General features: G+C 36.6%; 11 protein-coding genes. 9 read left to right on the forward strand and 2 right to left on the reverse strand.

What is annotated here, in order from left to right; all coding sequences use genetic code 11:
* Nucleotides 1–5: 5 nt before the first annotated feature.
* Entirely contained in the window at nucleotides 6–758 is a 753-nt protein-coding gene (locus PHQ93_RS05455) for a DUF481 domain-containing protein (protein WP_299941910.1), read from the forward strand.
* 32 nt (nucleotides 759–790) lie between these two features.
* Nucleotides 791–1,585, forward strand: a complete 795-nt coding sequence (locus PHQ93_RS05460; RefSeq protein WP_299941913.1) for a mechanosensitive ion channel domain-containing protein — start codon at nucleotides 791–793, stop codon at nucleotides 1,583–1,585.
* Here the strand turns inward: PHQ93_RS05460 and PHQ93_RS05465 are convergent.
* Nucleotides 1,582–2,685 carry an MFS transporter gene (locus PHQ93_RS05465; RefSeq protein WP_299941916.1) on the reverse strand — a complete coding sequence of 368 codons (1,104 nt, stop codon included), beginning with the start codon at nucleotides 2,683–2,685 and terminating at the stop codon, nucleotides 1,582–1,584. The two genes, PHQ93_RS05460 and PHQ93_RS05465, sit on opposite strands and share 4 nt — an antisense overlap.
* 110 nt (nucleotides 2,686–2,795) lie before the next feature.
* Between PHQ93_RS05465 and PHQ93_RS05470 the strand changes: the two genes are divergently transcribed.
* The 5 genes from PHQ93_RS05470 to PHQ93_RS05490 all read left to right on the forward strand — a co-directional run bounded on the left by PHQ93_RS05470 (nucleotide 2,796) and on the right by PHQ93_RS05490 (nucleotide 8,794).
* Nucleotides 2,796–3,284: a PAS domain-containing protein gene (locus PHQ93_RS05470; RefSeq protein ID WP_299941918.1), complete on the forward strand. Its 489-nt coding sequence runs from the start codon at nucleotides 2,796–2,798 to the stop codon at nucleotides 3,282–3,284.
* Nucleotides 3,253–4,572: a methyl-accepting chemotaxis protein gene (locus PHQ93_RS05475; protein ID WP_299941920.1), complete on the forward strand. Its 1,320-nt coding sequence runs from the start codon at nucleotides 3,253–3,255 to the stop codon at nucleotides 4,570–4,572. Before PHQ93_RS05470 ends, PHQ93_RS05475 begins: the two co-directional genes overlap by 32 nt.
* 153 nt (nucleotides 4,573–4,725) lie before the next feature.
* Nucleotides 4,726–6,222, forward strand: coding sequence for a DUF4080 domain-containing protein (locus PHQ93_RS05480; protein ID WP_299941924.1), 1,497 nt, complete (start codon nucleotides 4,726–4,728; stop codon nucleotides 6,220–6,222).
* A 29-nt stretch (nucleotides 6,223–6,251) separates the two neighbouring features.
* On the forward strand, nucleotides 6,252–6,875 hold the full coding sequence (locus tag PHQ93_RS05485; protein WP_299941927.1) for a transglutaminase-like cysteine peptidase: 624 nt from the start codon (nucleotides 6,252–6,254) through the stop codon (nucleotides 6,873–6,875).
* On the forward strand, nucleotides 6,872–8,794 hold the full coding sequence (locus tag PHQ93_RS05490) for a LapD/MoxY N-terminal periplasmic domain-containing protein (protein ID WP_299941930.1): 1,923 nt from the start codon (nucleotides 6,872–6,874) through the stop codon (nucleotides 8,792–8,794). The genes PHQ93_RS05485 and PHQ93_RS05490 overlap by 4 nt, the downstream gene beginning before the upstream one ends.
* A gap of 17 nt (nucleotides 8,795–8,811) precedes the next feature.
* On the opposite strand, the gene PHQ93_RS05495 is transcribed toward PHQ93_RS05490, so the two are convergent.
* Entirely contained in the window at nucleotides 8,812–9,252 is a 441-nt protein-coding gene (locus PHQ93_RS05495; RefSeq protein WP_299941933.1) for a hypothetical protein, read from the reverse strand.
* Nucleotides 9,253–9,421: 169 nt separating this feature from the next.
* Here PHQ93_RS05495 and pta point away from each other — a divergent pair, with 169 nt between their 5' ends.
* Both pta and PHQ93_RS05505 read left to right on the forward strand, forming a co-directional pair.
* Nucleotides 9,422–11,503: a phosphate acetyltransferase gene (pta, locus tag PHQ93_RS05500; protein WP_299941936.1), complete on the forward strand. Its 2,082-nt coding sequence runs from the start codon at nucleotides 9,422–9,424 to the stop codon at nucleotides 11,501–11,503.
* Entirely contained in the window at nucleotides 11,500–12,702 is a 1,203-nt protein-coding gene (locus PHQ93_RS05505) for an acetate/propionate family kinase (RefSeq protein ID WP_299941939.1), read from the forward strand. The genes pta and PHQ93_RS05505 overlap by 4 nt, the downstream gene beginning before the upstream one ends.
* Nucleotides 12,703–12,753 lie beyond the last annotated feature (51 nt).

Here is a 12,753-nt window from a genome sequence, read left to right on the forward strand (position 1 = left end):
TATCTATGAAAACACCTATATTAATCACACTTTTATCGGCACAATCTCTTTTTGCGTTAGTCTCGATTATCCCCGTTGAGATAGGAAAGGAAGTCGGCTTTTCTAATATAGCCGAAGCTTCGCTTGAAACAACAAGGGGAAATACGGATACGGATAGCTACAAAGCCTCTTACAGATCAACTTACGATAACGGAGAGAGCTTTGTTACATGGGCAGAAGCTTCCGGCGCATACGGCAAAGCAAACGGAGACGAAAATACAAATAAAGTTTTTGCACATGCAAGATATATACATGCAATTACCAGAGAATCCGTAAGAGCCGAGGTATTTACACAGTACCAAAACGATATGTTTATGAATATAAAAAATAAGATTTTATACGGAACGGGTGCCAGATTTAAGATTTTGGATGAAGCACGCGATGCCAGAGGTTATATCGGTCTTGGCGTTTTTCATGAAAAAATAGATTATAGAAATCCGACTATCAATCCGTCTGAAGAAAATATAAGATTAAACTCATATTTTTCTTACTCTATTGATTTAAATAACAAAACATCCGTTGCTTATACTCTCTACTTTCAGCCTAAAATCGATAATATCGGTGATAATATTCAATTGCATGAGTTTGAATTAAAGGTCAATGTATATAGAGATGTATTTTTAAAATTTAACATTGCCTATACTATGGACAGCGAACCTCCTATAGGCATTAAACGATATGATTTTACTCAAAATACCTCTTTCGTTGTAAAATTCTAAATCTTTTTAATACACTTTTTTAAGGATAAAAAATGGAAATATCAAAGTACGCTGATTTAGCGGTTATGTATATAAGCGAGTACGGATTAAAGATTATTGCCTCAATAGCTATCTTTATTATCGGTAAAATGGTTGTAAGAAAAGTTACGGCACTTATAAAAACATTGATGCATAAAGCAAAAGTCGATAATACTTTGGTTGAGTTTTTATCAAATGCTATCTATTTTGTGCTGCTTATAGTTGTTATTTTAGCTTCGTTAAATACGCTAGGCATAAATACTACATCATTTTTAGCAGTATTTGGTGCGGCATCTTTGGCAGTAGGTCTAGCACTCAAAGATTCACTCTCAAACATCGGTGCAGCCGTGCTTATAATCATCTTTCGCCCTTTTGGAGTCGGAGATACTATAGAAGCGGCGGGAGCTTCCGGTAAAGTTGAAGAGATAAATCTATTCTCAACCATTATGGTTATGCCCGATAATAAAACCGTAACTATCCCTAACTCCAAAATCATAGGCAGCAATATCACAAACTACTCAAGCAAGTCTACGCGCCGTGTAGATCTTATTTTTAGTATAGAATATCGTAATGACCTCAAACTTGCAAAAGATATAATGTTGCAGGTTATAAAAGAGGATAATAGAGTTTTGGAAGAACCCGCTCCATTTGTAGCTGTCGGCGAACTTGGTGATAAGGGTGTAAACTTTGTGTTTCAAGTTTGGGTAAAAACCGAAAACTATTTGAATGTTCGTTTTGATATGAACGAGAAAGTCAAGCTTGCATTTGACGCACATGGAATATCCATCCCGGTTTCTCAAAACCCTTAACTATGCTTTTTCGTAACTCCCCAAAGATATAAAAAGTAGGTTGAGGCAAGTGCGATAAGCGCCGCACTTAAAAAAAGATAGTTTGGGTAGAGTTCGTAAACGTACCCAGCGATTAGCGCACCCAAAAATGCTCCAAAACCGTAAGTTATACCTGAGAAAAGCTGTTGCGCTAAAGATTTATGCTTGTAGAGATAAAAGAGATAGCTTATAGTAGCCGAGTGAAAGAGTGCAAAACTTAGTGCATGCAGAGCTTGCGAGAAAAAAAGCAGGGTTATATTATCCGGAAACATAAACAGCAATAGCCATCGAAGAACGGTTGCAAAGGTGGTGGCTTGAAGTATTAAGAGCAAATTTTTACGAAGAAGAGCGCCTTGAAAATAGAGCATAAATATCTCAACGACTACGCCGAAACTCCACAAATATATCGCTATATCCAAGCTTACTTTATGGTCGGTTACATAGATAGTGAAAAAGTTATAAAATGAACCGAAACTCACCTGCATAAGAGTAAGCCCTATCCACAATCTCCAATCTTTTAAAATGTTTATATCGTTGGTCACTTCTTCACTTTTATCTAAAAGCGTATCTGCTCTCTTTGCTATATTAAACGCTACCGCCGAAGTGATAAAAGTCAAAACTAAAAGGTAGACAAGAGCAACATCGGCAGAGCTTAAAAATTTTACCAAAACAAGCGCTACTAAGATAAAGCCGACCGAACCAAAGAGCCTAATCTTGCCGTATCTCTCTTTTCCGAGATACTTTAGCGATATAAGTTCAACATAGGGAAGCACGATGCTAAGACCCACGCCTAAGCTAACATTTGAGAAGAGCAGCTTGTAAAAACTATCAAGTGAGAAGTAAAAAGAGATTGTGCTCAAACACATTATAAAAAGCGCTATATTAAAAGCACTTCTATTGATTTTCAGCCCCTTTATAAAAGCAAACGGAACCAAAAACCGCACAAGCGGAGCCGCCGCAAATATAATGCCTATGTCACTAGCCGAGTATCCGGACATAGATAACACTTTTGGCAAAAAGATTATATACACACCAATGATTGAGAAGTAAAAAAAATAAAATGTTGCTAGTAAAATTGACATACGGGATTATATCTTAAAGATATAAAAGATATCATATAGTTTTTACTTATCTAAAATAGATAAGACAATAATTTAGCAATAAATTTTATAAAAGCTAAAAGGGAGTTTACATGTTAAAAGTAATGAAAGATGAAGATTTTATAGTCTCAAAAACAGATATAAGAGGGCGCATAATATACTGCAATAAAATCTTTATGGATATGGCGGATTATACGGAAGAGGAGCTGCTTGGAAAAGCTCACAGTATTATAAGACATTCTGATATGCCAAAAGCAGTTTTTAGATATCTTTGGGAGATGATTCCGAAAAAACAAGAGGTTTTCGCGTATGTTCTAAATAGAGGCAAAAACGGCAATGACTACTGGGTTTATGCAAATATAACGGCGACACTTGATGAGAGAGGCAATATCGTCGATTACTACTCGGTTAGAAGAAAACCAAACAGTAAAGCTCTTGATGTCATCATACCTCTATATAAAAAGATGCTTGAAGTAGAAAAAAGCAGCGGAGTTGATGCTTCGTTTAAAGTTTTAACAGATATTTTAAAAGAAAAAGGAGTAAGTTACGATGAGCTTATTATCTCTCTTCAAAACCAATAAAAACAAAGAAAAGCATGCTCAAATGCATGATGCGATTATTAGCGTCTTAAAAGATGCAGCAAACGGAAAACTCAGCGGAAGAATTACGGGTATACCGAATGATAACTCAAAAGAGTCTGCATTTGCTTGGACAATCAATGATGTTTTAGATCAGCTTGAAGCATTTATGAGAGATGTTGAAACTTCTATAGAGAGTGCTGCTGAGGGCAAAACATATAGAACAACAAATCCTGAAGGTCTACACGGCGCATTTCACTCAACCTCTGAAAAATTAAAACTGGCAATCTCTTCGGTTGCAGTGGGGTATGAGACGAAAATCAAAGGTGAACTCTCAGATAAACTTAGCACACTTGGCGGAGGAATGGCTAGTGCGCTAGAGGTTATACAAAAAGATATTATACTTTCTCAAAACGGCTCTGATGAGATTACGAAAGTTTCGCAAAAAACTGCAGATCTCTCCTCAGAAAGCCTGCAAAGCGTTCATGAGATTAGCGAGAAATTGGGAGTTTTACTTAACTCTATCACATCATCACATGAAATAATCATAAATCTTGAGCAGAGATCCCGTGATATCTCGAATGTTGTAGGACTTATCAAAGATATAGCGGATCAGACAAATCTGCTAGCACTTAATGCCGCTATCGAAGCGGCACGCGCCGGAGAACACGGCAGAGGATTTGCAGTTGTTGCCGATGAAGTAAGAAAACTTGCGGAACGCACTCAAAAAGCAACACAAGAGATAGAGATAACTATATCTACTCTTCAGCAAGAGGCTAATGAGATGAGAAGCAGCTCGGATAATATCTCTGAGATTGCAGAGGAGTCAAACAACGTTATACATAATTTTCAAAAAACATTTGAAGAGTTAAACTCAAATGCAAATAAATCATCGGAAATCTCTGTTACAATGAACAACCAGCTCTTTACGACACTGGTAAAAGTAGACCATATCATATACAAATCAACGGCTTACTCGTCGGTGTTAAGTTTTAATGCGGATAAAGCGTTTGTAGACCATAAAAATTGCCGTATGGGCAAATGGTATTTAGGCGTCGGCAAAGATAAATTCGGACATACGAAATCATTTGTAGAACTAGATAGCGTGCATGCCAAAGTTCATGATTCGGTTTTAAAAAATCAAGAGTTTGTAAAAAACGGCACCGTGTTAAAATCAGATCATCCAAAAATTATTTTTGAAAACTTTAACGAAATGGAAAATGCATCTAGCATATTATTTAAAAAATTAGACGATATGGTTGAAGAGTTTAGGAAAAATAGTAAAAAATAATTATTTACTTACTATTTACTTATAATTAATACAATTTTACATCTCAAATATGTTTAACCCCTTTCGTACTTGAGATGGATATAACCTATAAATTATTTTAATTATCCACTCCTTCTCCCCTTTTGGGCTGGATAATTATGTTAAACTTCCGTTATGAAAATCATTTTAACGACTCTAAATTCAAGATTTACACACACTTCCATAGCTCTTAGATATCTCTATGCAAACTTAAAAGAGTTGCAAAATGACGCAAGAATCATAGAGTTTAGCATCAATGACGCCATCCAAACCATAGCTGAAAAACTACTTATCCACTCACCGCAAATCATCGGCATCGGTGTTTATATATGGAATGTCTCACAAGTTAGCGAACTTATCCACATTATAAAAAAAATCTCTCCAAACACAAAAATAGTTCTTGGCGGTCCCGAAGTATCGCATGAGCCTTTTAGGGTAAATTTGGATAACGCCGATTTTATTATTCAGGGCGAGGGAGATGAGGCTTTTTATGGACTCTGCCGTGATATTTTTGATGACAAACCGACTAGCAGAATTATAAAGATGAGTATGCCCTCACTCAAAAACATCGAACTTCCGTATAGATTCTACACGGATGACGATATAAAAAACCGCTACATCTATGTCGAAGCCTCAAGAGGCTGTCCTTTTGAGTGCGAATTTTGCCTCTCATCTATGGATGAAAAGGTAAGAGCGTTTGACATAGAACTTTTTTTAAGAGAGCTTGAACTTCTCTGGCTTCGCGGGGCTAGAAATTTTAAGTTTATAGATAGAACTTTTAACTTAAATATAAAAACAGCAAATATCCTGCTTGACTTCTTTTTAGCAAAAGAACCTCCTTATTTTGCACATTTTGAGGTCGTGCCCGACCATTTTCCGGAATCATTAAAAGAAAAAATTACTAAATTTCCCCACGGTGCACTGCAGCTTGAAATCGGTATACAAACCCTAAATCCGACTATCGCAAACAACATCTCAAGACCTCTAAAGCTAGATAAAATCAAAGAAAATATCCGTTTTTTGGAAAATGAGACAAACGCCCACATACATCTTGATCTCATAGTCGGCTTACCTGGTGAGTCCATAAAAAGTTTTGGAGCAAATCTCGATGAACTTGTGAGTTTAAGCAGTTGTGAGATACAAATCGGTATACTGAAAAAACTCTCGGGAACCTATATAAACCGTCACGACATAGAACACGGCATGATTTATAGCGATATCCCTCCATATGATGTTTTGCAAACTTCACAACTCTCGTTTTTTGAGATTCAAACTATGAAAAGATTTTCAAGGTTTTGGGATCTTACTTACAACAGCGGTAACTTTAAAGAGAGCATAAAGCTGATTTGGCAAGATGAGAGCGTATTTGAGAATTTTTATAATTTTAGTTTATGGATTTATACAAAGACCGATTCTACGTGGCAAATCTCGCTTCAAAGACTAGGCGAGCTGCTCTTTGGATATCTTTGCGAAGTTAAAAAAATAGATGCTAAGTTTGTTGCAAAAAATATGCTTGAGGATATGATGAGGCTGGAGGGCAGAGTAGTTCCAAACTACCTTATGCCTTATGCCGATAATTTTAAGCCAAGCAACAAACACGGGACATCTGGTTTTAATAAAAGGCAGCAGTAAAGTCAGATTTTTTTGATATAATTATTGCTATGCTGAAAATAAAAGTGCTTATATTATTATCACTATTTTTTACGAATATCACATGGGCGGATGAGCCTTATGTAAGCGAGTCGCTATTAAATGAAATCGGTGAGAAGTACAAAATACTTGCAAAAAAAAGATTTCTTGCTCTTCAGCAAACCCTTGATTCTGTAAAAGGCAAGAGTGATTTAGAAAAACTAGAAGCGGTAAATAATTTTTTTAATGAAGTCAGATACGCTTCGGATATGAAAGTTTACGGTAAAAAAGATTATTGGGCTACGCCGTGGGAATTTTTGGGTAACGATATGGGAGATTGCGAAGATTATGTGATAAGCAAATATTTTGCTCTAAAATATCTCGGCGTTGACTACAAAAAACTATTTTTTACATATGTTCATTCCACAAAATTTGATGAACCGCACATGGTTCTAACCTACTTTGAAACACCCAAAAGCGAACCGCTTATTTTAGACAACTATAACCGCAAAATATTTCCGGCGTCACAGAGGAAAGATTTAACCCCGATTTATAATTTCAACGGCGATATACTTGATGAAGCCGGTAAAGGGAATGAAAAATCTCACAAAAAGTGGGATGAACTAAAGCTCAATATGCAAAGGAAAAAAATATGACACTCTACAAACAGACGGCTTTATTGTTATCACTATTTTTATTAATTATATTGTCGACGGTTTTGGTTTTAAACTTTCAAAGTGCGAACAAAGGCGTTCAAGATAGACTTTACGAAGATGCCAAAAATACGGCAACTTCCCTAAGCCTCTCGATGGGAAATGCAAACGGCGATGTCTCCATTATGTCGACAATGATGAACGCAAATTTTGATAGCGGAAACTACCGCTATATTACTCTCGTTGATGTTGACAAAAACACTCTTTATGATAGAAAAAGCGAGAGCGATGCCAAAACAATTCCAAAATGGTTTAAAGAGCTAATAGACCTGAAAGCACCGACTGCATACGCAAATGTCTCTGCAGGGTGGAATCAAGTCGGAATACTGCATGTACAAAGCGACACGACTTATGCGTACAAACAGCTTTATGCTATTTTTATAGACCTGCTTATCTCTTTTGCCGTTATCGCTGCTACCGGTTTGACTACTCTTAACTTACTGTTGCATGCTGTTTTAATACCTTTAAAAGAGGTGCAAAAACAAGCTGCGGCAATTACGAGAAACGAGTTTATTATCCAACGAAATATTCCTTATACCAAAGAGTTGGCGGATGTCGTTTTGGGAATGAACAACATGGTTGCAAAAGTCAAAGCTATGTTTGACAAAGGAAACGAGGAGTTAAAAGCACAAAAAGAGCTAGAGTATATAGACCAAAATACGCAGCTTAAAAATCGTAAGTACCTCATAGACAGACTTCCGGCTTATTTAAAAGTAGATGCCTCTTATGAGGGCGGTTCAAATATGCTTGTAGCCGTTAGCGGAATGATTGAGGCAAATGATAAAATCGGTCATCAAAATGTTGATAAACTCTTTGTAGATATCGCAAATATTTTTAAAACTCATACTAAAAATATTAAAGATTCAATTATTGCAAGAATGAATGGTACTGAATTTTCACTTATATTGCCTAACTGCTTTGGCGAAGATGCTTTAATATTGGCAAAAAGCATACAAAACTCATGCAAAAGCGTTATTGATGAAGCAGGGCTTGACTTAAACGAAACGATTATCTCCATAGGAATTTATGAGTATAATCATAAAAATAGTATAGCCGAACTGTTTGCACACTCCGACAATGCACTTGTTATTGCAAAATTCAACCATGAAAACGATCATATACATATTGAAAAAGCAGAGAGTGCCGTTGAAGTAATGGGTAAAGAGGCTTGGAAGCTTATTATAAATAAAGCTATTGAAAAAAATAGATTTAGCTTTGTTTCATGGAGCGTTATAGATACGAAAGCTAAAAAACTTGCCCATAATGTTCTAAGCATACATCTTGATTTAGACAAACACACATCTTATTCGTATGCTCAATTTATGGCTCCGGCAATCCAATCGGGATTGTGCAGCAATGTTTATAAAAAAGCCGTTACCATGCTCTTTAAAAATTCCAGCATGCTTCTTGGCGCTTCAACCTACTCTCTTAGATTACCGCATGAGTATTTAGAAGATGCGGGTACATATCACAATCTAAGCGAACTTCTTCGTGCAAATGCGTCGATGCTGCCTTTTAAATTGATTATAGAACTGCCTGATAAACTCGTTCGTCAAGATTCGAAAAACATTAGAGAGTATATAGAACTCTTTAGAAGATTCAATATCCAAGTCGGTATATTTGAGTTTATCGGAGAGAGCGGTGATTATCAATATTTACAAGATGTAAGACCTGTTTATATAAAAGGTGAAGGCAGCTATTTTCTAACTCAAAGTGATCAATCTCTCTCGGCTCTAAGACTTATCACGGATACCGTAGGCATCTCGCTTATAGCCGTCGGCGTTATGGATATCGAAACATTGGAAAAATTAAAAAACAGAGATATTCATATAGTTCAAGGGTATGTAACGGAAATTATCTAAAGATGCCTCTAAAAACTCTAGGTTCCTCTAGAGTTTAGACCTCTTGCTATGGCTTCGTTTATCTCTTTTTTATACTCAGTATTTAACTTTTCCAACTCTCTGTCGAACTTTATTATTATATTTTTATTTGTATTTGGATGTTTGCATATAGTAGAGAGTATATCTGCATAAATATCAAAATTTGGATGAGGTCTAATACCTGCTTTTTTATCGATGACTCCATAATATTTTATAATAAGATCAAGCGTTTCACCGAGTCTTTTTTCGTCTGTTTTTTTATTTTTTATAATATTTTTTAAAGAGATTAAATCCGGCTTTATCTCTTCTACTGCATTATCGTCGTCTAGTTTTTTTTGAGCTTTAGACCTTCTGCCTGACTCAAAAAATAGAAAAAAGATTAACACCGCCAAGATTGCAACCAATCCCATAATGGATTTGATAATTAATTCCGGTTCCATTGCTACTGCTTTTCCTTGGATTATATACCATATTTGTTAATGGTGGACTTAAAAAGTTGCTACTTACAAAACGATAAGCCTAAAAGTTAAACTCCGCTATATTTATCATTACAGCCGCTTTTAACAAAAAAAATCCTACTATTTAACATATTGATTTTTAGGTGCAAACATGAAAATAAAATCGCTCTATATATCCGCGCAAGAGAAAAATGTCGGTACTCTTTTTGTATCTATGGGAATGATGGAAGTGCTAAAGAGAAACTTGCACAGAGTTGCTTTTTTTCGTCCTATAATTCTTTCAAAAAATATTCGCGACAAAGATATTGATTTTATTTCAAAGAGATATAACCTTGATGTGAATTATGAAGATGCTTACGGTTTTGATATAGATTATGTTGAGGGTATGATTGCTTCAAAGCGCACGGATGAGCTTATAAATGAGCTAATTGAGAAGTTTAAAAAGCTCGAAGAGAATTATGACTTTGTTCTTTGCGAGGGGATTCGGAGGGCATTTTTGACACCTACGATAGATTATGATTTAAATATGCTTCTTGCGCAAAATTTCGGTTCGTCAATCATAAACATTATAAATGCAAAAGATAAATCAGTACAGGATATTTACGAAAATATATTGATAGAGAATGAAAATTTATCGGCTCATGACTGTTCCCGTTTTGCTACATTTGTAAGCAGATTTGATGATAAAGAGTACCTTGAACTCAAACAAAAGCTAGAGGGTGACGACTCAAATATTTATATTTTAAAAGAGATAAAAGAGTTGGATATACCTACGATTGAGGATGTCATAGAGGTGCTTGATGCTAAAACGGAACTCATATTTGAAAACTACAATACTAGAATCGTAAGAGGTTTTAAAATAGCGGCACTCGGCGTTGATAACTTTTTAGACCGGATACAAGAGGATGATTTGGTTATAGTTTCGGCGGACAGGTCGGATATCGTATTAGGAATTATCGGTGCGTTTTACTCAAATCAGTATCCAAAAATAAGCGGAATTCTCTTTGTGTCTAACATTCGGCTCCATCCAAATATACAAAAGATAATATCGGGGCTAAAAAACTACAATATTCCTATCTTATCGGTACATACGGATACCTATGAAACTGTAAAAAAATTATCTCATATCTACTCAAAACTAAGAGTAAGCAGTGAGAGGAAAATAGCTTTAGCACTTGGACTTTTTAACTCAAGCGTAGATATAAAAGCCATAGAAGCAAAGATACAGACGCAAAAAAGCGAAGTTATGACTCCTATGATGTTTGAGTATAAACTCTTTGAGACAGCGCGTCAAAATAGAAAAAAGATAGTTTTGCCGGAGGGCACCGACGAGAGAATTTTAAGAGCGGTTGAGATAATTCTTCGCCGTGATGTAGCGGATATCATACTTTTGGGAGACGAAGATGAGATAAGAGAAAATTATCAAAGATTTGGGCTTGATTTAAGCAAAGCTACTATCATCGACCCTAATAAATCAAATCTTAGGGAGGAGTTTTCGCACCTTTTTTACGAGATGAGAAAAGCAAAAGGACTTACTCTTCAAAATGCCAAAGATGCAATGACACATCTAAACTATTTTGCAACGATGATGGTGCATTTGGGATATGCCGATGCTATGGTAAGCGGTGCAATTCACGCGACTGCAGATACCATAAGACCGGCTCTTCAAATCATAAAAACCACTTCAGATGTTAGTCTAGTTTCAAGTCTCTTTTTTATGTGCTTAAAGACAAAAGTTTTGGTTTACGGCGATTGCGCGCTTAACCAAAATCCAAATGCCGCCGAACTCGCTCAAATAGCACTCTCTTGTGCAAAAACCGCACTTGCTTTTGGGATTGAACCAAAAGTGGCGATGCTCTCATACTCAACGGGAGAAAGCGGAAGCGGAGAGGATGTAGAAAAAGTAAGAGAGGCTACGCAAATCGTAAAATCTATCCGCCCTGACTTGGAGATAGAAGGTCCTATCCAGTACGATGCGGCGATTGATAAAGAGGTGGCGATGATAAAACTTCCAAACTCAAAAGTAGCGGGGGAAGCTACCGTCTTTATATTTCCGGATTTAAATACGGGGAACAACACTTACAAGGCTGTTCAACGCTCAAGCGGTGCCATAGCCATAGGACCGATTTTACAAGGGCTGAAAAAACCCGTAAATGATCTCAGTCGCGGATGCAGTGTTTCCGATATCGTAAATACGATTTTAATCACGGCAATTCAAGCGGGGCAAAAATGAAAATCGCAGTTATAAACTCGGGAAGCTCTTCTATAAAATTTCAACTTTTTTCTATGCCAGAGGGTGAGATTTTGGCACATGCTTTGGTTGAAAAAATAGGCGAAACAGGCTCAAAAAGCATATTTGAGTACGGTGATAAAAAGAGAGAGATTACGACTGCCGTAAAAACACATCATGATGGTTTAAAGCTCATAAATACGCTCTTGAGGGAGCATCACATCGTAGAGCATTTCAGCGAACTTGATGCAATAGCCCATAGAGTCGTGCACGGCGGAGAGAGTTTTAAGAGTGCCGTTTTAATAGATGATGCGGTTATAGAGAAGATAAAAGAGCTGATTTTGCTCGCACCGCTTCATAACGGAGCAAATTTGGAGGGGATTTTAATTAGCAGAAAAAAAGCTCCGAATGTGCCTCAAATAGCAGTTTTTGATACCGCATTTCACTCAACCATGCCAAAAGAGGCGTATCTTTACGCGTTGCCTTATGAGGTGTATGAAAAGCACAAAATCAGAAGATACGGCTTTCACGGAACATCTCACTCCTATGTTATGAAAGAGGCGGCAAAGGAGATGAAAAAAAGTCCAAAAGAGCTAAATATGATAACGCTTCATCTTGGAAACGGCTCTAGCGCATGTGCCATACAAAACGGCATAAGCGTAGATACATCTATGGGTTTTACTCCGCTTGAGGGGCTTATGATGGGAACAAGATGCGGAGATATCGATCCTGCTATAACACTCTATCTTCAAAGAGAGGCGGGCTTTGGCGTAGACGATGTCGATGCTCTTTTAAATAAACGCTCCGGACTTTTAGGGGTTTGCGGGAGTATTGATTTAAGAGAGATAGAAAAAAGAGATGATGAACTCTCCAAAACGGCTATCGAAATGATGGTGCGAAGAGTTAAAAAATATATAGGCTCTTATATGGCTCTGCTTGGAAGCGTAGATGCGTTAGTATTTACGGCAGGAATAGGCGAAAATTCACATACTCTAAGAGCAAAAATCTTACAAAATTTAGAGGTATTAGGAGTAGAACTTGATGAAGAGGCAAATAGACAAAATGCCCTTCTAATATCAAAAAAGTCAAGCAAAATAAAAGTTTTTGTTATAAAAACAGATGAGGAGCTAGAGATAGCAAGGCAGAGTGAGGAGGTGTTGAGAAAAACACAAATAATATATCAAGCGGAAAAATACATCTAAATTATGCAATAACTTTTGAATGGTATAATTATGTTTTTAGATTGCCGCACT

This window comes from Sulfurimonas sp. (assembly GCF_028714975.1).
GTDB lineage: Bacteria > Campylobacterota > Campylobacteria > Campylobacterales > Sulfurimonadaceae > Sulfurimonas.

Coding starts and splice junctions, on each gene's coding strand:
- PHQ93_RS05480 (WP_299941924.1), top strand. CDS start 4,726: ATGAAAATCATTTTAACGACTCTAAATTCAAGATTTACACACACTTCC.
- PHQ93_RS05460 (WP_299941913.1), top strand. CDS start 791: ATGGAAATATCAAAGTACGCTGATTTAGCGGTTATGTATATAAGCGAG.
- pta (WP_299941936.1), top strand. CDS start 9,422: ATGAAAATAAAATCGCTCTATATATCCGCGCAAGAGAAAAATGTCGGT.
- PHQ93_RS05485 (WP_299941927.1), top strand. CDS start 6,252: ATGCTGAAAATAAAAGTGCTTATATTATTATCACTATTTTTTACGAAT.
- PHQ93_RS05495 (WP_299941933.1), bottom strand. CDS start 9,252: ATGGAACCGGAATTAATTATCAAATCCATTATGGGATTGGTTGCAATC.
- PHQ93_RS05455 (WP_299941910.1), top strand. CDS start 6: ATGAAAACACCTATATTAATCACACTTTTATCGGCACAATCTCTTTTT.
- PHQ93_RS05475 (WP_299941920.1), top strand. CDS start 3,253: ATGAGCTTATTATCTCTCTTCAAAACCAATAAAAACAAAGAAAAGCAT.
- PHQ93_RS05490 (WP_299941930.1), top strand. CDS start 6,872: ATGACACTCTACAAACAGACGGCTTTATTGTTATCACTATTTTTATTA.
- PHQ93_RS05465 (WP_299941916.1), bottom strand. CDS start 2,685: ATGTCAATTTTACTAGCAACATTTTATTTTTTTTACTTCTCAATCATT.
- PHQ93_RS05505 (WP_299941939.1), top strand. CDS start 11,500: ATGAAAATCGCAGTTATAAACTCGGGAAGCTCTTCTATAAAATTTCAA.
- PHQ93_RS05470 (WP_299941918.1), top strand. CDS start 2,796: ATGTTAAAAGTAATGAAAGATGAAGATTTTATAGTCTCAAAAACAGAT.